This window comes from Facklamia sp. HMSC062C11, from assembly GCF_001810675.1.
GTDB lineage: Bacteria > Bacillota > Bacilli > Lactobacillales > Aerococcaceae > Facklamia > Facklamia hominis.
On sequence record NZ_KV802399.1, the window covers coordinates 120,543 to 137,973 of the forward strand.

Here is a 17,431-nt window from a genome sequence, read left to right on the forward strand (position 1 = left end):
ACGGATAGGCTCAACGCTATGGAGGGAGACAAGTACAATCGATGAAAGTCAAATTAATTAAGTTAACTAAAGAGTATGAAACAAAACTGGGTGAGATGATTGATGAATGGAAGCTTGACCATGAAATGAATGATGCCAACACTTCTCCATGGTCAATCTTTAAAAATGATTACCATGATTTTGATTATTACTTAAACCACTTAGAAATAAAAAACAAAACAGAAGATCGCGTTCCCGATTCAGTGTTCTTTCTGCTAGATGAAGAAAGAGACAGGCTATTGGGAGCAGTCAATATTCGACACTCTCTGAATGACTGGCTTTTGAAAGAAGCCGGGCATATTGGGGACGGGATAAGACCGAGTGAACGAAGAAAAGGCTATGCCACTGAAATGGTTCGACTGGCATTGATCGAGTGTAAAAAGCTAGGAATTGAAAGAGTACTCATGGTATGCGACAAGGATAATATCGGATCCGCTAAGTCGATTATTAAGAATGGTGGCGTCCTTGAAAATGAGTTTGTCAATTCCGAGGGTAAGACTGTTCAAAGGTATTGGATCGATAATCAATAAAGTAAAAGAATAACAGGTGAAAAGATGATAATTGATAGTTACGATAAAGATACAGAGCCAGTTATAAGCTTAAAAGATTTTTACGGTGAAAAGAAATATTTGATAGAAAAATGCTTGATTATATTATCAAAAAATATATTGGATCACTTATTGGATCACTTTGACTGCCAAGAAATTGCTCATATCGGATCTGCAAGTGGATCAAGGCCAGTCTATAAAAGCAGCTTTGAAGGTCAAGAATTTGCCTTTTATCTTACGATGATGGGTTCAGCCCTTGCCTCAACAGATTGTGTCGAAGTTAATTGGCTTACAGGTGCCAACAAATTTATTATGTTTGGATCTTGTGGGAGTCTCGATAAGGAACAGACCTTTGGTAAGTATATTATACCGACAGAGGCCTATCGAGGTGAAGGGGCGTCTTATTATTATGCACCCCCTTCAGATTATCTGGCTATCAAAAACCATGATAAGCTGGAAAGTTTTTTTATTAGAGAAAATGTGCCCCATACTAAGGGAAAGGTTTGGACGACAGATGTGATGCTTCGTGAGACGCGTGGGCTTGTCTCTAAGAGGAAGTCGGAGGGCTGTATCGCCGTCGAAATGGAATTGGCGGGTGTGCAAGCAGCTTGTGATTTTTATGGATTGGAGCTGTATAACTTTCTTGAGGCGGGCGATGTATTGAATGAGGCTTCTTATGAAGTTGAGGGACTTCATAGTGCCAACCATGATCTTGGAAAGTTGTATCTGGCTTTAAAACTATTAAAAGAAATATAAGCTAGACAAGTAAAGAGATGATTAAAAATAGGGGTAATAAGAATAGTATCCTTATTCTAATTTCTTAGGGAATAAGTTAGGCATTAAAAAAGTAATATTTAATAAGGATAGAGTTCGTAAAATTTTTGATTTAGAAGCATCTAAAAGGGGCTATATGACTGTTAAAGGTGGTCTTAAAAGTTTAGATGTTGACCGCATTCGATCGAGTTATTAGACATTGAATGAAAACCCTTGTAAACTATTAATGAGTAGATCGAATTACTATCAAAAAAGGGGGAATGGGGCGCTAATCTAATGGAGGATCTAAAGATGTTGAATGTGGATAAGCCAAAAAATGGAGGTATTATGAAATTCGAAAAATTATATATCAATGGTGAGTATGTAGATTCTACTTCTGGAGAATTTATCGAAGTAGAAAACCCAGCCACCAATGAAATTATCGGAAGAGTTCCTCGAGGAAATGCAGAAGATGTTGAAAAAGCTGCTCTCGCTGCCAAAGAAGCCTTTAAAACGTTTAGCTTAACCCGTCTTGATGAACGTATTGAAATTATGAAGAAATTCGCAGCCTATCTAAAAGAAAATTTGGATGAAATGGCTGAATTAATTACCAAGGAATTAGGATCTCCCATTGAGTTTTCTAAAGAGACACATGTACAATCTCAAATAAACCGGGTTGAAAAATATATCAACATCGTAAAAGATTATGAGTTTTCAAGAAGGGATGGCGGAGCCCTTATTGTTAAAGAACCGGCCGGAGTCGTTGGTTGTTTAACGCCTTGGAATTATCCGCTGGGACAAATCATTCAAAAAATTGTATTTGCGATTTTAGCGGGTAATACCATTGTATTGAAGCCAAGTCAACAGACACCGCTCATTGCCTATTACGTTGTAGATGGGCTTGAAAAAGCAGGCCTTCCAAAGGGTGTCTTGAACCTAGTAACCGGAGTAGGTGGTGAAGTTGGTAATGCGATCGCCACCAGTAAACATATTGACGTCATTTCCTTTACGGGATCGACTAAAGGTGGCAGTGAAGTATCCAAACTTGCCCAAGAAACGGTTAAAAGAACGACGCTAGAACTAGGGGGTAAATCGCCAGCTATCTTTTTGGATAAGGAAAATCTAGAACTTGGCGTAAAACAACTGCTAGCGATCGTCATCGAAAATACGGGACAAACTTGCTCGGCTTGGTCGCGTGCCATTGTTTTAGAATCGGTACGTGAAGAATTTGAAGCGGAAATTAAAAGACAATTCCCCGACTTTAAAGTTGGCGACCCAAATAACCTCAATAGCATAGCTGGACCTTTAGCCTCTAAAAAACAATATGATAAGGTCACCGATTATATTGAAAAGGGTAAAGAGATTGCGGATGTTTTAATCGAAGGGAATTATGACTTCCCAGAAAAAGGTTACTATGTCAATCCGATTGTCTTTAATGATGTGAAGAATGATGCGGTTATTGCTAGAGATGAAATATTTGGACCGGTCCTTTGTGTCATCTATGTGAAAGATAAAAAAGAAGCAATCGAGGTTGCCAATGATACAGACTATGGTTTATCCGGTGCTGTATTTGGCAATCAAGAAGAAGCCCTCGAAGTAGCGAAGTTGGTTCGTACCGGAACCATCACAGTAAATGATGGACCTGGCGAAATCGGGACACCTTTTGGTGGCTACAAGCTGAGTGGTTATGGTCGAGAAGGTGGCATTGAAGGGCTAGAAGAATACTTAGAAACCAAGACCATTAATGTGAGAGCGTAGAATAGAGACTCTTTGTTAATAGAATCAATGAATATTTCTTAGGAATTAAGTGGCCTTAGGCAACTTAGTTCCTTTTTATTTTATGTCACAGATGCATTATCATCGATCAGCTCAGCTCATATTCTTTATTTATATGGCATATTGATGAGAATAAATGATGAAAAATTAGAAAAAGCTTGAAAATATTTATGATAAAGCTTATGATAAGATGTAAATTTATTGCCTAAAACATTAAAATTAAATGAGGAGATTTGAATGAAACATAACAAGTTTACATCGACCTGGGGGTTTATACTGACAACGGTGGGGTCCGCAGTTGGCATGGCCAATGTATGGGGCTTTCCATACAAGCTTACGGCCAACGGTGGGGGAGCTTTCCTATTGGCTTATTTATTCTTTATCGTTGTATTTGCCTTTTTTGGCTTATCTGCTGAGTATGCCGTAGGAAGATATTCAGGAACGGGGACCCTCGGTTCTTATGAAAAGGCCTGGTCTCATGTTAAGCTTTCAAAATTTGGTAAAGTCATTGGAATATTACCGCTTTTAGGGTCAATGTGTATTGCCATAGGCTATGCAGTGATTATTTCCTACGTTTTAAAATCACTTTTCCAAAGTTTGACAGGAAGTTTGATGACTGTTGAACCAGAAGCTTGGTTTCAATCATTTTCAGGGGCAAACTTCAGTGTTGTACCCTTTCACTTGATTGTCATTGTCATCACCCTATTAACCTGTGTAAAAGGGGCTAGCTCGATCGAAAAGGCTAATAAATTAATGATGCCGCTATTCTTTGTTCTATTTGTGATCCTGGCAGCTCGTGTCGCTTTTCTACCCAATGCCTTAGAAGGTTACCAATTTATGTTTAAGCCCGATTGGAAAATGCTGGCGGATCCAAAGGTTTTAGTGGGAGCTATGGGGCAGGCCTTTTTCTCTCTATCTATTACAGGAAGTGGAATGATTGTTTGTGGAGCCTACTTACACAAAGATGAAGATATCGTAGCAGGCGCCAAACAAACGGCATTATTTGATACCATTGCAGCCCTGGTTGCGGCCTTGGTGATGATACCGGCACTTTTCTCATATAGTGCAAACCCAGAAGGAGGGCCAGGACTGCTATTCGTCACCCTGCCTAAAATCCTACAAAATATGTGGGGTGGAAGGGTATTTGCCATTGCCTTGTATCTTGCTGTCCTATTTGGCGGAATTTCTTCCTTACAAAATATGTTCGAGGTTGTCTGCGAATCGATTCTTCATAACTTTAAACAGTTAAATCGAAAAACGGTCTTAGTCTTTATCGGCATGATGGCATTTATACCCGGGATTTTTATGGAGCCGATCGGTGGTGTTGAGGGGGCTATTCTTGGCGGATGGGGTCCTTGGATGGATTTAGTTTCTATTTATATCATACCAATGGGAGCTACCCTTGGAGCCTTCACCTGGTTCTGGATCATGGATAAAAATGCCTTATTAGATGAAATCAACACAGGCAGCAAGATAAAATATACCAAGACCTGGTACTATCTTGGGAAATACATCTATGTACCGATGGCGGCTATCCTATGCTTTGTCGCACTCTATTATAAAATTGCCTTTTAATCGCTTGAGTTCTCTAGATGCAGCAACTTCTGGAGAACTCCTTTTTATTTTAGGAGAGAAAAGAGCTAGAATTTGGTAAAATAAAGAAAAGGCTTAGGGGGGGACAAATGATGATCCAAGATGATATGAATTTATTGATTTTAAATAAATTAAAGGAAATTGAGAAGGACTATGATATAACGGTCTTATGGGCGGTAGAATCTGGGAGTCGAGCTTGGGGATTTGAGTCCAAGGATAGTGACTATGATGTTCGATTTATATATAAAAGAAAGATGTATGATTATTTGAAGTTGGAGCAGACGAGAGACGTTTTAGAAATTCAAATCGATGATACTTTGGATATTGTGGGTTGGGATCTGGATAAGGTGTTGAAATTACTGTATCGATCGAATCCTTCTTTGTTAGAGTGGCTAAATTCTCCAATAATATACTTAGAATCTGACTTCGATTATCGGATTAAAGAGCTCGTTGCTAGTTATTATCAAGAAGATAGGTTGTTATATCACTATTTAAACATGTGTAAATCAACCATAAAAAAATATTTTCAATCTGAAAAAGTCCTTGCCAAGAAATATTTTTATGCAATTAGACCAATATTAGCCTGTTTATGGATTATGGATAATCATCAAACCCCACCGGTATTATTTAAGACATTATGTGACTCTGTTTTACCCAGTGAATTGTTGCCGTCAATCAACAAACTCCTGATGATTAAGAGAACTAAAGATGAATCCTATGCCATCAATCATATAAAGGTTGTTGATTCATTTTTAGAGGGGAAAATTAAGGAAGTAGAACGATACCTATCGATATCAGAGTTTACAAACGATTTAGATTGGAATTTGTTAAATACTTTTTTTATCAATGAAGTTATGTAAGTCTGTTGTTGATCTCAAAGAAATGATTTTATAGATGTATAAGTTGTGATATGGAAAATGAATAATTATTCAAAGACCCTTTCTTGTGAAAAGCAATTTAATACAATTGAAACGTTATAAAAATATTCTTTATGGGAACGAAGTTTGGTAAAATAGATAAAAAATAAGGGTAGGAGATAAATTATGGATAGAGAAAAAGTCAAACAATTATTTGATCAATACACCCAAAAGCTTCGCATTGTACCCGAATGGGACATTAGACTGGAATTTATTGAAGACCCAGATTGGCATAAGACCGGTGATTTCAAAATAGATCCGACCGATAAAAAGGCTATCCTTATGCTGAATGCGGCCAATCCCAAAGATGAAAATATCGAAGAAACAATCGTTCACGAACTGATGCATATCAAGATGTACCCACTGGACCAAGTTTGTGAGAGCTTGATTATCAATCTGTTTGAAGAAGATAGCAAAGAACAGAGCTTCGCCTATCAGGAATTTTTTACGGCCTTAGAAGTGACCGTCGAAGAGCTCGCCAAGTGCTTTTTATATGAGTTTGGCGAGAACAAAGAATTATCCTTTGGCAGAATGAAAAAGATCAAGTCGTTCAATGAACTATATGATGGCTTAAGAAAAATCGATTAATAATAGGGAATCGGATTATTAGAAAGAGAAATTTTTCGATTAGCCTCAGTCTTTTTAGGTAAGGTCGTCTTATCGTAAAAGTTGCATTATCTTTTGATGGAATTGTTAAAAATAGCTTGCTGTCTTCCTGATAGGGTAAAGACAACAAGCTATTTTTGCTTAGTGTATTTCGCTTAGTGACTTTCGTAGTTTAAGAATTTGTTAGAGAGGTATAAGGATAGGGCCACTTCGCCGATAGCAAAAAAAGCTAAGAGTCCCAGATCTTGGACATTGATAAATCGGAAGTTATTCGATTCAATGGCCAAAAAACTAATTCCAATGATCTTGAGTGATTTATAGGCGGTTGCGAATCCTAGAATGGTAAATAGGCTAGATAGAAGGACGATTATCCCAAAGGACTTTGTCTTAATCGCAAGAGCCTCGAAAATCCCGATAATTGGAAGTGCTAAAAGAATGCTAAGGAATATATAGTAAATGAACAGACTGAAATTAGTCGGTGAAAAACCAGCGATAAATCTTCCAGCGAGATAAAATAAGCCCAAAAAATAAAATTGACAAAGACTTATGATGATAAAAGCTAAAACCAGCTTGGCTAAGATAAAGGCTATATTCTTTCTAGGACTTAAGCGGATAAATTTCAGTCCGGCTTTATGTTCGACAGCCCACAGACTTGCGATGACGATAGCAATGAGCGGGATGTAGAAGAAAGAAAAGTAAAATAAACTCACTTGTGTCCACAGACTCTGCCATTGATGACTGAGTGTTTCTTTATTACCCAGGTAGTTAATAAGCCCAAAGGCATTCGCTAAGAGGGGAATAATCAGACTTACGAGTAAAATATTGAAAAACTTTATCTTTTTAAATTCTATTTTTAACATAATTTCTCCTAGTCTTTCCATAAGTGATAAGATTTCATATTCTTTAAATAAACAATCGAAAGGATCAAGAGGGTCAGGGCAATGATCCCTGTATAGTAATTGATGGGGTTAAGAACTTGAATAAATTCATCGCCCTTTCTGCTATAAGAAATAGTCAGCAGGCTGGACGCCCAAGCAAAGGGATTGATAAAGGCAAGAACTCTTGATGTGAGCATGGTGATGACGCCTGTCAGTCCTCCGATGATGGCAATAAAGGATAAGCTATAAACTTTTTTGCTCTTCATCTCGATGATCATAAAGAGTCCTAAGAAAAACAAATTGATCAGTAGAGCAGATAGGTTTACGACACAAAATCTTAAGATCATTGGCTGATTCATTGTAAAGTGATCGGACCTGCTGGCTAACATTAGGAAGACAAGGGCTTCGATCACTTGCAATAAGACTAGGCGCATTGATAAATACTTAAATTTATCCAGCAAAATAGTATTGACTTTTTCTCCAAGGATCATTTGCATCTGCCACATCTTATTTTTTTCTTCAATTTCAATGACTTTTTTGACCAGAGAGGAGATGAGTATGGGATTGGAGATTAGGGCGATAAATAAATAGGTGTCTAGAACGTAGGCGAGTGGATACTGGCTTTTTGAAAAAGACGGGGAATGGCTAACCCCTGTTACCATGATTGTTTGAGCGATAAATACGATAAGGATTAAAAAATGGATACCGAGTCTTTTATATTTTTTCCTTTCTAAATGCTTCATATTAGCGCCTGCTTTCTTCAATAAAAAGCTTTTCCAGGCTTTCTTTTTCTTCTTCGATCCGATAGATATCAACTTTGCCACTTAAAAAATTGACTATCGTCGCAATATCTTGGTTAGAAAGCTTCCCTAAAATGATCTTTTTCCCTTGGAGTCGATCTTCTGAAAGATCTAACAGACTGAGTGCCTTTTGGTTATCAGAGGTTTGCAGGGATAGATAGGGCGGATGGAGTCTTCGATAGTTTTCCAGACTGCCATTGTAGGCTAATTTTCCTTCTTTAAGGATGCCAATATGACTGGCGATTTTTTCAATTTCATCAAGAATATGGGAAGAGATTAAGATACTGGTCGAGGTATTTTTGACAATATCCCTAAATAAATGCCTCATCTCTTCGATCCCTTGAGGATCTAGGCCATTGATAGGTTCATCGAGAATCAATAGTCTGGGCTGGCCGATTAATGCCATGGCGATACCAAGACGTTGCTTCATTCCTAATGAATAATCTCTGGCCTTCTTTTTATCGACGTGTTTAAGTCCGACAAGGTCTAAGATTTTTGAGATTTCCTCTTTCTTGATCCCTTTTAGCTGGCAAATGATTTCCAGATTTTCATAGCCGGTTAGGTGATCATAAAAAGAAGGGCTCTCAATGAGTGCACCCAGGTGCTGGTTGAATTGTTTTTGCTGGTTGGCGTTTACTTCTTTTCCAAAAATGCGGATCTGCCCGTCATCTTTTTTGACCAGTCCCAATATCAGCTTCATAAGAGTGGTCTTGCCAGCACCATTCTTGCCGATTAGACCATAGATAGCTCCTTCTTCAATGACTAAATGGTCAATATCCAAGACCGGTTTATGGTTATAAGATTTTTTTAAATGATTTATTTCGAGTAGTTTTTGCATAATCATTCCTCCTAGAAACAGCATATCAAGCCTGGATAAAAATAATATTTAAGCAAGATCACTTTTACCTCACAAAGGGCTATATCGAGATATGCTAGTGTATAATAGGGAAAAAGGGGGTGGCTTAGATGGACTTGAGCAAAAATGTGAGTATCTTAGTGGTGGATGATGAAAAAACGCTATTAGAGAATCTCTATCATTTCCTAAAGAATAAGGGCTATAACAAGGTCTATACCGCTAAAAATTTGCAGGAATCACGCTTTAAATTAGCCAACCATCCCATTGACCTCATTGTCTTAGACTTAATGTTACCGGATGGGAGTGGTTTTGATTTATTAAAGGAAGTGAGACAGACTTCCAATATAGCAGTCATTATTCTATCGGCGCTAGATGGCTTAGATGACCGCAGAGAAGGCTTTGAAAATCAGGCGGATGACTATCTCGTCAAGCCCTTCTTTCCAGACGAACTGCTTTGGCGTATTGAGGCCGTCTTGCGAAGAAGTAAGCATCTTAAATCGCAAGAAAAGATTGATTTAGGGAATGTGATTTTTGATAAGTCCAAGGGCATCCTTGAAAAAAACGGTAAAGAGATCCCCTTAACGGCCACCCAATTTAAGATTCTCGACTACCTATCTGACAATATCAATCGGATCGTATCGATTGATCGGATGTTAGAGCATATCTGGAAAGATTCTTTTGGTTATGAGAATACCTTGATCACTCATATCTATCGGTTACGTGAGAAGCTTGAAGATAATCCACGAGATCCCCAAATATTAATCACGATAAAGGGACTGGGTTATAAGTTGGTTAAAGAGGAAAAATGATGTTTAATTATATTTTAAAAAGATTCAAAAAAATCGTCATTCGAATATTACTCTTAATATTTTTCTTGATCGTGTTATTGATGGTCTTTCTTTATCTTAATTTTCGCTTAAACCATCAATACCCCAATCCGAATGAGGTTTTTACCTATGTCGAAAATAATAAAAGCACAAGCTATCTCAATGAAAAAAACAAAGCCTTCTTACAGGAAAAGGATATTTGGGCCATAAGACTGGATAAGGAGGGTAAGCTTACCGAAAGTTTTCATAAGCCGCCAGAAGTTAAAAACACTTTTGATCTAACGGATGTGGCAAGATTCACTCGTTTTTATCTAGCGGATTATCCCGTATTTACCTATGTGGTTGGCGATGGATTGCTCGTATTTGCCTATCCGAAAGGGTCCTTGGATAAGCTGCCTTCTAATTACTATAATCTTAAAAATCTGATTTTTAACCTTGAGCTGGTTCTCTTATGCTTGGTCTTATTTTTGTTCTTTGTCTATTTGATTTACCGGATTGATATTAATACGATCTTTAAAAATATTTTGCCCTTCCAAAGAGCGATTGATAATCTCTATGAAGAAGACTATGAAAAGCTCGATGAATTTGGCGAATTAAAAGATCTCGCTGTGAGTATCAATAGGGCTAATGAAAAATACTACCAATTAAAAGCCGCTCAAGGCAAGTGGATCCGGGGCGTGAGTCATGATGTGAGGACCCCTTTAGCTAATATTTCCTGGGAATTGAGTAAAGAGGGTCAAGACACGCTTGATATTGACAAGATACAAGACCAAGTCTTAAAAATATCAAGGATCTTAGAGGGACTGAATCTCACCTTATCGCTTTCTAATATTGATAAAGATAGTTTTGGATCAGAAAGTCCTATAAAGGTCATCCGAAAACTGATTGTCGATAAGCTCAATGATAATTCGGATCGAGAGATAGTGTTTGAGAATCTGGTCCAAAATCAAAACCTCCAGCTTAAAATGAATCCGGACTTATTCTATAGAATGTTAGAGAATATTTTGGAGAATGCATTGATTTATACCAAGGGCCAAATCAGAGTGAGTGTTTCAGATGCAAAGGGTCAGCTGCGAATAAGCCTATCCGATGAAGGGGAGGGTCTATCTGAATCGTTGATAAAAAAAGTGAATCAGGAAGATTTAACGAATATTACCAGGCATGGTTTGGGAATTTTTATTTCTAAACAAATCGCCGAATTGCATGACGGTCGCTTTATACTAAACAACAAGAGCCCTGGTCTGGAGGTGCTATTTATCTTTGACCTTCTAGATGAACGTTGATGGCTTTGTATCCATAAGCGATCAACGAACTAATATAATTAAGCAAAAGCCTTGATACAACACTTTTACTGGGAAGTTGGGTGTGGATATCAAGGCTTTTTGTTTGGAGTCAGAAATAGGGGTGATTTTTTCTTTACAATGAACGAGTTGTTGGATTGAAGGAAAAATTCAAATTAATACGCTATACCTACTACTTGACACGTACTACGCATAGCGATATAATTTGGATAAATTAGTTGAATGGAGGCGAGGGAATGATGGCGGATGATCATTTAGAAAAAGAACTTCCTTTGACGGAAACGCATTTTTTGGTGATGTTAACGATGGTTCAACCGAATCATGGTTATAACGTGATGCAGGAAGTGGAGGCAATGACACAAGGGCGCATTGTTTTTGGCCCTGGGACACTTTATGGGGCCATTAATAACCTCAGCAAAAAGGGGTGGATTGAAATGGTTGAACAGGATTCGTTCAATCGACGAAAAATTTATCAAACAACACCTATTGGTCGAAAGTTACTTGATCTGGAATTAGATCGAATGAGTCGATTAATTGCAGCCAGTCAAAATTATTTAGAGAAAGGAGAATAATCATGGCAACAAAATTTAAGTTTTTTTTAAATCCAATTGAGGGCCGAGAAAAATATCTCAATGATATGGCTGCTCAAGGTTATCAGCTGGTTAAAAGTGGTAGTATATTGCAAAGATTCCAAAAGAAGGTGGATTCAAAACGACATTATACGGTTCAGTATATTGGACATATGACGGATCGTGAGCGGCATAGCTATTGTAATTTTTTACAGGGAATGGGTTATCAAACCTATTTTGCGCCGCTAAATATTGGGAAGGCCAGTTTTGGAAATATCCGTCTACGTCCTTACAATCAAGGAAGAGCAATGATAGCGACGAATCCGGGAATGATCAATCAGGAAATCCTGATTATTGAAACACCTAGTTCTAAAGAAATTCCCGCCTTCAGTGACAAAGCAGATAAGAAGGCTGATTTGAAACGTCGATTAAGGCCTGCAATTTATCTACTGTTAGTCTCACTATTGATGCTTTTGATTGGAATCTTCCAGCACTTTGATATCTCTCAACCAGGTTGGTCTTGGGCTATTTGGAGCTATCGTCCCTTTGAACATACAGCTTGGCCATGGCTTGGACTAGGAAGTATGTTTTTTGTATACGCGATTTGGTGTATCGCCAAAATCCGTTCTTTAATGAATCACTTGGATAGATGAAGAACATGCAAAGACACAGATGTGATAGACTTTGTATCAGTTAACGAGAAAGAAAACTAGATCTATCATCCCCCAAAAATATCAGCGATCTTCTTGAAGTCTTTTGGCTTTTTAAGAAGGTCGTTGTTTGCTTTTTAGGAGAGATTCTTGCTGATTTTTGGTAAAATAAGGCTAAGAACCAATCACGGTGGTTCGACCTATCGGGGGGTGAAAATAGGGATGACTGGATATGAATCCCTTGCTCTGCCCCGACTAGCCAATTAAGAAGAGGAGGTTATGAGATGAAAGGGTTGAAGAAAATCTTTATAAGAACGTTTGTGATCGTGGCGGTTGTCGCTATCGCTATCTTTGCCATGAGAATCTATAATGACTATCGTTATAAAGACTCCAGTGATTCATCGTCGCCGGCGTATTACCAAGATGTCACGGATATCAGCTTGTACCCAAAGGATATTGAAGGTGTCGAATTGGCCTATCTTGATGAAAGAAGCTTGCAAGGCTTTCGAATGACTCCGAGTAAGAAGCTGTACCCAGGTGTAGTGGTCTGTTTTGGTGGGTCTGAGGGAAGTCCTAACTTTGAGACGGCTCAAAGACTAGCCCAGGAAGGTTATGAAACGCTCGCCTTATTTATGTTTGGTAGAGACCATCAGCCAAAGACCTTAGCCCGAATTCCCCTAGAGCAGTTTGAGGTTGTCCTTGATTATCTGAATAAGAATATTACCGATGGTGGTCCCATCAGTGTGATCGGCGCTTCCAAAGGAGCGGAATATGCTCTTAATCTGGCCGATAAATATCCTGAGATCTCTAATCTTATCTTGATGTCTCCTTCGAGCTATAACTTTGCTGGCTTGGATTTTCAAGATTATGGATCTTCTTGGACCTATCAAGGCCAAGAGCTGCCCTATATTGATATCAAAAAAGGATCCTTTACCGCCTTTATTGGCAATATGATCTATCCCTTAGTGGTGAAAAGCCCCGTCAGTTATAAGGAAACTTACACGAGTGCGATTGAAGCAGATGCTACTCATCAAGAGAAAATGATTCCGATGAAGAATATCCAGGCCAATCTCTTGTTGATTGCGGGAGAAGCGGATGAACTATGGGACAGTGCCAAGATGGCTCGTGAAATTAAAGACCAAAAACCGGATGCTCAAATTCATCTCTATAAAGAGGCGGGTCATCTATTTTCCGGTAATGGGATCTTAACAACCCCCTCAATGAGAATCGCAACCGGTGGTTCTACAACCGGCAATCAAAATGCCTATGAGGAATCTGAAAAAGTCATAGATGACTTCTTGCGAATTCACCACGCTCCGTAACACAGTGACCAGCCGTCTGAGAATATAGCCTAACAATAAATTGAAAGTAACAAATTGAAGGGTGGTCTAATGCCACCCTTAGTTTTTTATCTAATAAAAATAAAGGAGAGATACAATGACTAAGGCTAAAGTTTATGCCATGTCCTTTGCTAAGGTCTATCCAATGTTGATTGCCAAAGCAGAGAAAAAAGGACGCAGCCAAGAGGAGGTGCTCGAAGTCACATCCTGGTTAACCGGTTATCGTGTAGACCAGATTCAAGAAATGATGCAGAGTCCCATCAGTTACGGTGATTTCTTCGTGCAAGCTCCTTCCTTGAATCCTAATCGCAATCTGATTAAAGGCGTGGTATGTGGGGTAAGAGTGGAAGATATCCAAGAACCCCTAATGCAAGAAATCCGCTACCTGGACAAATTAGTGGACGAACTGGCTAAAGGCAAGGCCATGGAGAAAATCTTGCGTCAATAAGGCGGCTTGGAGTGTTTTAGTAGCTACTCAAGAAGATCGCTATCTTTGAGTTATCAAAGGGGGCGCAGCCGATTTCGACTTATGATCGGGAATTTTAAGCCAAGTCAGTAAAGATTTTGATGATGAGCATCACAAATTACCCTTTACAATTTAAAAAGCTTTGTTATAATAGGGGACAATAAATCTTTAAACCAATCCGAGAGATTGGAAAGATAGAGAATACCGTTTTTAGCCTGCTAAGAAATGATGCGATCTCTATCCAGAGATTTAATTATTTTGATAGGAGGCTTTTTGTTATGGAAAATATTGCTAATAAGGAGCGGATTGCGACACTGGCAAGACCTGTGAGTGTCGACCTACCCGCAGGGAATATCCAGGATGAGGAATATGCTTTTTCTAAGGTAAGTGGTAATTATAAGACTTTCTGGCAGATGCTTGTGGTTATGGTGGGCTTTACCTATTTTTCACCGTCCATGATGGCGGGGGGCCAGCTAGGGATTGGACTTAATTTTAGCAATTTTGTTCTGGCGATTATATTAGGAAACATGTTTTTAGCTGTCTACACGGGGGTACTCGCCCATATCGGACAAACGACACGGATGAACTTTGACTTATTATCCAAAAAAGCTTTTGGGTCTAGCGGTTCAAAATTGCCCTCCCTATTAGTGGGGTTAACTCAGATGGGATGGTTTGGTGTTGGGGTGGCGATGTTTGCGATTCCTGTGGCTAAGCTATATGGCGTCAACAGCTATCTATTGGTTTTAGTCTTAGGTGCCTTAATGACCCTGACTTCGGTTAAAGGCATAAAAGCTTTATCGATATTTGGTTCCGTAGCAGTTCCTTTAATTACCTTACTAGGTATTTATTCCATGTATCGTTCTATTAGTGATGTGGGTGGTTTAGGGAACTTGTTTTCAGAATCACCAGCACAACCGCTGAGCTTAACGGCAGCTTTAAGTATCGTGATTGGGAATTTTATTAGTGGGGGAACCTCAACCCCTAATTTTACCCGCTTCGCCAAAAGTCGAAAGGCGGCCATCGTCTCAACCGTGATTGCCTTTTTTGTTGGCAATATTCTGATGTTTAGCTTTGGAGCGACTGGGGCAGCAGCGTTTAACATGCCGGACATCTTCGACGTGTTAATCCTCCAGGGCTTAACAATTCCGGCAATTTTATCCTTAGGCTTTAATATTTGGTCAACCAATAATAATGCCTTGTATACATCCGGGCTGTCGATTTCTAATGTGACTAAGCTACCTATGAAGTGGGTGACCTTAGTGGCAGGGGGAATTTCGACCTTGTTGGCGATCTACTTATACGATCATTTTGTATCCTACTTAAGTCTTCTAGGTTCTATGATTCCACCGGTTGGAGCAGTGCTTATTATCGATTACTGGATGAATAAGGGGCAATATCAAGAAGTTGAAACAAGTCAGGCGTGGAATTGGCAGGCCATAGTAGCGGTTGTCTTAGGGATAATAACTGGTCTGATCGTCCGTGTGGGTATTGTACCAATTAATAGTTTGTTAGTTGCAGGTGTGGTCTATATTGTCTTATCAAAAGTAAAGGGGTAGTGAATCATGTTAATTAAAAATGTCTTTATCGAAAACCAAGAAAAACCGAGTGATATTCGTATTCTCGATGGTGTAATTACACAGATAGCTGATCATATTGAAGCGACTGACCAAGAAGAAGTGATCGATGCCACTGGCAAACTTGCTCTACCGCCTTTTATCGAGCCACATGTTCATTTGGATTCGGTATTAACAGCGGGTCAACCTAAATGGAATGAGTCCGGTACCTTATTTGAAGGGATTGAGACTTGGTCTCTGCGCAAACAAAGCCTTACTTATGAAGATGTTAAAGATCGGGCTGGCCGGGCTATTCGTAAGCAAGCGGCTAATGGGATTCAATTTGTTCGTACTCACGTGGATACCACTGATCCAAAGTTAACGGCTTTGAGGGCCTTAATTGACTTGCGTGAAGAAGTGAAAGATTTTATGGAGATTCAACTTGTTGCCTTCCCACAAGAAGGAATCTTAAGCTTCAAGAATGGCTATGAACTCCTAGAAGAAGCCTTAAAACTAGGGGCTGACGTGGTGGGGGCCATTCCTCATTATGAGTTTACCCGTGAATATAGTGTGACTTCCCTCGAGATGATGATGGAACTGGCTCAAAAATATCAAGTTTTAGTGGATGTTCATTGTGACGAGATTGATGATGAAGCCTCACGCGGCTTAGAAGTCTTAGCCACGCTTGCCTTAGAGACGGGGATGAAAGGCCGGGTAACGGCTTCCCATACCACCGCCATGCATTCTTATAACAATGCCTATGTCGCCAAATTGATGCGTTTATTACGACTTTCAGAGATCAACTTTATTGCCAACCCCTTAGTCAATACTCACTTGCAGGGACGTGTTGATAATTATCCAAAACGTCGTGGCATGACACGGGTCAAGGAACTACTCGCCAATGGCAACAATGTGGCATTTGGCCATGATGATTTATTTGATCCATGGTATCCACTGGGGGATGGCAATATGTTAGAGGTCATTCATATGGGACTTCATATTGGTCACATGATGGGTTACCAAGAAATCATGGATTCCTACCGCTTTGTTACCCATAATGCCGCTCGCTGCCTAAATATTAGTGACCGTTACGGTATTGAAGTTGGAAAACCAGCTAATTTAATCATTATGAACCAAAGCAACTTCTACCATGTCTTGAATGAGCGAAGCGAAGTCCTCTACAATATTCATGAAGGAAAAGTGATTGCTAAGACCCAACCTAAAGTCAAAGAAGTCTTGTTCTAATGGAAAGTTTATAGTCTTTCTTAGTGCTACAAGCGATTTTCTATTGAAGCTTGATTCTTGCTGAAGGATGGAATACTGAATACCAACAGATCGGGTTGATGGTAGGGAGAAATCTCACCACAACCCGATTTGTTTTATGGGATAATCCTTTTATAGCAGGTTATTCTTGACCTGATTTTGGGTGTTCACCGAGCAGAAAGTAAGCTATTATTGAATAGAGAAAGGAAGATTTATTATGAAAGCACTTGATCTAGTCCTAACAGCTTTATTAACCTTATTTATTTTTGAACAATCCATGAAAGCAGTCAAGAAAAGTCAGGATGTTAGCAATAAGTCGATTCGGGCTCTGGTTGGGGTATATATATTGATGTATGCTTCCTTTTATGTTTTTAGCAGTTATGAGTTTACAACCCAATCGCATGTCTTTTTCACATTAATATATCTTATATATCTTTATGCCACTTACCTATATAATAAAAATTCCGGCTTTGATCGTAGCGAGATTCTTCTAATGCTGGTAATTTTTGTGAATGTCCTGCCGACCATCGCTGTTTATCTATTCGCAAAAATCTTCCATTTGACTTAAAAGGCAATATTAAGATGGTTGACTCTTATCATAAAAATAAAAAAGTCCTCATTGAGATTTCAATGAGGACTTTTTTGCGGACAGGTGGAGGACAATTGACCAAGCTTTTGTTCGTTTTTTTATTTATC

At 39.0% G+C, this 17,431-nt stretch carries 18 protein-coding genes; 15 read left to right on the forward strand and 3 right to left on the reverse strand.

The window, feature by feature from the left end:
* The first annotated feature begins 41 nt into the window (after nucleotides 1-41).
* The 6 genes from HMPREF2758_RS05050 to HMPREF2758_RS05075 all read left to right on the forward strand — a co-directional run bounded on the left by HMPREF2758_RS05050 (nucleotide 42) and on the right by HMPREF2758_RS05075 (nucleotide 6,214).
* Entirely contained in the window at nucleotides 42-569 is a 528-nt protein-coding gene (locus HMPREF2758_RS05050; protein ID WP_070609469.1) for a GNAT family N-acetyltransferase, read from the forward strand.
* 24 nt (nucleotides 570-593) lie between these two features.
* On the forward strand, nucleotides 594-1,343 hold the full coding sequence (locus HMPREF2758_RS05055; protein WP_070609470.1) for a nucleoside phosphorylase: 750 nt from the start codon (nucleotides 594-596) through the stop codon (nucleotides 1,341-1,343).
* A gap of 345 nt (nucleotides 1,344-1,688) precedes the next feature.
* Nucleotides 1,689-3,098 (forward strand): aldehyde dehydrogenase family protein, encoded by a 1,410-nt coding sequence (locus HMPREF2758_RS05060; protein ID WP_070609531.1) that lies wholly within the window; start codon nucleotides 1,689-1,691, stop codon nucleotides 3,096-3,098.
* A gap of 255 nt (nucleotides 3,099-3,353) precedes the next feature.
* On the forward strand, nucleotides 3,354-4,691 hold the full coding sequence (locus tag HMPREF2758_RS05065; RefSeq protein WP_006908867.1) for a sodium-dependent transporter: 1,338 nt from the start codon (nucleotides 3,354-3,356) through the stop codon (nucleotides 4,689-4,691).
* Nucleotides 4,692-4,798: 107 nt separating this feature from the next.
* A complete protein-coding gene (locus HMPREF2758_RS05070; protein WP_006908868.1) occupies nucleotides 4,799-5,569 on the forward strand; it encodes a nucleotidyltransferase domain-containing protein in 771 nt (256 codons plus the stop codon).
* 183 nt (nucleotides 5,570-5,752) lie between these two features.
* Nucleotides 5,753-6,214, forward strand: coding sequence for a hypothetical protein (locus HMPREF2758_RS05075; protein ID WP_006908869.1), 462 nt, complete (start codon nucleotides 5,753-5,755; stop codon nucleotides 6,212-6,214).
* Between the two features lie 173 nt (nucleotides 6,215-6,387).
* Here HMPREF2758_RS05075 and HMPREF2758_RS05080 read toward each other — a convergent pair whose 3' ends face one another.
* The 3 genes from HMPREF2758_RS05080 to HMPREF2758_RS05090 are packed head-to-tail and all read right to left on the reverse strand — an operon-like array spanning nucleotide 6,388 to nucleotide 8,748.
* Nucleotides 6,388-7,092, reverse strand: coding sequence for an ABC transporter permease (locus HMPREF2758_RS05080; protein ID WP_006908870.1), 705 nt, complete (start codon nucleotides 7,090-7,092; stop codon nucleotides 6,388-6,390).
* An 8-nt stretch (nucleotides 7,093-7,100) separates the two neighbouring features.
* Complete coding sequence (locus tag HMPREF2758_RS05085) at nucleotides 7,101-7,853, reverse strand: ABC transporter permease (protein ID WP_006908871.1); 753 nt, start codon at nucleotides 7,851-7,853, stop codon at nucleotides 7,101-7,103.
* Between the two features lies 1 nt (nucleotide 7,854).
* Nucleotides 7,855-8,748 carry an ATP-binding cassette domain-containing protein gene (locus tag HMPREF2758_RS05090; RefSeq protein WP_006908872.1) on the reverse strand — a complete coding sequence of 298 codons (894 nt, stop codon included), beginning with the start codon at nucleotides 8,746-8,748 and terminating at the stop codon, nucleotides 7,855-7,857.
* A gap of 128 nt (nucleotides 8,749-8,876) precedes the next feature.
* Between HMPREF2758_RS05090 and HMPREF2758_RS05095 the strand changes: the two genes are divergently transcribed.
* From HMPREF2758_RS05095 to HMPREF2758_RS05135, 9 genes are all read left to right on the forward strand, one after another.
* Entirely contained in the window at nucleotides 8,877-9,575 is a 699-nt protein-coding gene (locus tag HMPREF2758_RS05095; protein WP_006908873.1) for a response regulator transcription factor, read from the forward strand.
* On the forward strand, nucleotides 9,575-10,876 hold the full coding sequence (locus tag HMPREF2758_RS05100; protein ID WP_006908874.1) for a sensor histidine kinase: 1,302 nt from the start codon (nucleotides 9,575-9,577) through the stop codon (nucleotides 10,874-10,876). The genes HMPREF2758_RS05095 and HMPREF2758_RS05100 overlap by 1 nt, the downstream gene beginning before the upstream one ends.
* 254 nt (nucleotides 10,877-11,130) lie before the next feature.
* Nucleotides 11,131-11,466 carry a PadR family transcriptional regulator gene (locus HMPREF2758_RS05105; RefSeq protein WP_006908875.1) on the forward strand — a complete coding sequence of 112 codons (336 nt, stop codon included), beginning with the start codon at nucleotides 11,131-11,133 and terminating at the stop codon, nucleotides 11,464-11,466.
* A gap of 2 nt (nucleotides 11,467-11,468) precedes the next feature.
* Nucleotides 11,469-12,116: a DUF2812 domain-containing protein gene (locus tag HMPREF2758_RS05110; RefSeq protein ID WP_070609471.1), complete on the forward strand. Its 648-nt coding sequence runs from the start codon at nucleotides 11,469-11,471 to the stop codon at nucleotides 12,114-12,116.
* 281 nt (nucleotides 12,117-12,397) lie between these two features.
* Complete coding sequence (locus HMPREF2758_RS05115; protein WP_006908877.1) at nucleotides 12,398-13,435, forward strand: dienelactone hydrolase family protein; 1,038 nt, start codon at nucleotides 12,398-12,400, stop codon at nucleotides 13,433-13,435.
* Between the two features lie 115 nt (nucleotides 13,436-13,550).
* Nucleotides 13,551-13,901, forward strand: coding sequence for a DUF2200 domain-containing protein (locus tag HMPREF2758_RS05120; protein WP_070609472.1), 351 nt, complete (start codon nucleotides 13,551-13,553; stop codon nucleotides 13,899-13,901).
* 296 nt (nucleotides 13,902-14,197) lie between these two features.
* Nucleotides 14,198-15,475: a cytosine permease gene (gene codB, locus HMPREF2758_RS05125; protein ID WP_070609473.1), complete on the forward strand. Its 1,278-nt coding sequence runs from the start codon at nucleotides 14,198-14,200 to the stop codon at nucleotides 15,473-15,475.
* Between the two features lie 6 nt (nucleotides 15,476-15,481).
* Nucleotides 15,482-16,717 carry a cytosine deaminase gene (gene codA / locus HMPREF2758_RS05130; protein ID WP_070609474.1) on the forward strand — a complete coding sequence of 412 codons (1,236 nt, stop codon included), beginning with the start codon at nucleotides 15,482-15,484 and terminating at the stop codon, nucleotides 16,715-16,717.
* Between the two features lie 235 nt (nucleotides 16,718-16,952).
* Nucleotides 16,953-17,303: a hypothetical protein gene (locus tag HMPREF2758_RS05135; protein ID WP_070609475.1), complete on the forward strand. Its 351-nt coding sequence runs from the start codon at nucleotides 16,953-16,955 to the stop codon at nucleotides 17,301-17,303.
* The last annotated feature ends 128 nt before the right edge of the window (nucleotides 17,304-17,431 follow it).

What these genes read in the sequence shown, in the direction of transcription:
- HMPREF2758_RS05050 (WP_070609469.1), top strand. Translation starts at nt 42, where the DNA reads ATGAAAGTCAAATTAATTAAGTTAACTAAAGAGTATGAAACAAAACTG.
- HMPREF2758_RS05055 (WP_070609470.1), top strand. Translation starts at nt 594, where the DNA reads ATGATAATTGATAGTTACGATAAAGATACAGAGCCAGTTATAAGCTTA.
- HMPREF2758_RS05060 (WP_070609531.1), top strand. Translation starts at nt 1,689, where the DNA reads ATGAAATTCGAAAAATTATATATCAATGGTGAGTATGTAGATTCTACT.
- HMPREF2758_RS05065 (WP_006908867.1), top strand. Translation starts at nt 3,354, where the DNA reads ATGAAACATAACAAGTTTACATCGACCTGGGGGTTTATACTGACAACG.
- HMPREF2758_RS05070 (WP_006908868.1), top strand. Translation starts at nt 4,799, where the DNA reads ATGATGATCCAAGATGATATGAATTTATTGATTTTAAATAAATTAAAG.
- HMPREF2758_RS05075 (WP_006908869.1), top strand. Translation starts at nt 5,753, where the DNA reads ATGGATAGAGAAAAAGTCAAACAATTATTTGATCAATACACCCAAAAG.
- HMPREF2758_RS05080 (WP_006908870.1), bottom strand. Translation starts at nt 7,092, where the DNA reads ATGTTAAAAATAGAATTTAAAAAGATAAAGTTTTTCAATATTTTACTC.
- HMPREF2758_RS05085 (WP_006908871.1), bottom strand. Translation starts at nt 7,853, where the DNA reads ATGAAGCATTTAGAAAGGAAAAAATATAAAAGACTCGGTATCCATTTT.
- HMPREF2758_RS05090 (WP_006908872.1), bottom strand. Translation starts at nt 8,748, where the DNA reads ATGCAAAAACTACTCGAAATAAATCATTTAAAAAAATCTTATAACCAT.
- HMPREF2758_RS05095 (WP_006908873.1), top strand. Translation starts at nt 8,877, where the DNA reads ATGGACTTGAGCAAAAATGTGAGTATCTTAGTGGTGGATGATGAAAAA.
- HMPREF2758_RS05100 (WP_006908874.1), top strand. Translation starts at nt 9,575, where the DNA reads ATGTTTAATTATATTTTAAAAAGATTCAAAAAAATCGTCATTCGAATA.
- HMPREF2758_RS05105 (WP_006908875.1), top strand. Translation starts at nt 11,131, where the DNA reads ATGATGGCGGATGATCATTTAGAAAAAGAACTTCCTTTGACGGAAACG.
- HMPREF2758_RS05110 (WP_070609471.1), top strand. Translation starts at nt 11,469, where the DNA reads ATGGCAACAAAATTTAAGTTTTTTTTAAATCCAATTGAGGGCCGAGAA.
- HMPREF2758_RS05115 (WP_006908877.1), top strand. Translation starts at nt 12,398, where the DNA reads ATGAAAGGGTTGAAGAAAATCTTTATAAGAACGTTTGTGATCGTGGCG.
- HMPREF2758_RS05120 (WP_070609472.1), top strand. Translation starts at nt 13,551, where the DNA reads ATGACTAAGGCTAAAGTTTATGCCATGTCCTTTGCTAAGGTCTATCCA.
- codB (WP_070609473.1), top strand. Translation starts at nt 14,198, where the DNA reads ATGGAAAATATTGCTAATAAGGAGCGGATTGCGACACTGGCAAGACCT.
- codA (WP_070609474.1), top strand. Translation starts at nt 15,482, where the DNA reads ATGTTAATTAAAAATGTCTTTATCGAAAACCAAGAAAAACCGAGTGAT.
- HMPREF2758_RS05135 (WP_070609475.1), top strand. Translation starts at nt 16,953, where the DNA reads ATGAAAGCACTTGATCTAGTCCTAACAGCTTTATTAACCTTATTTATT.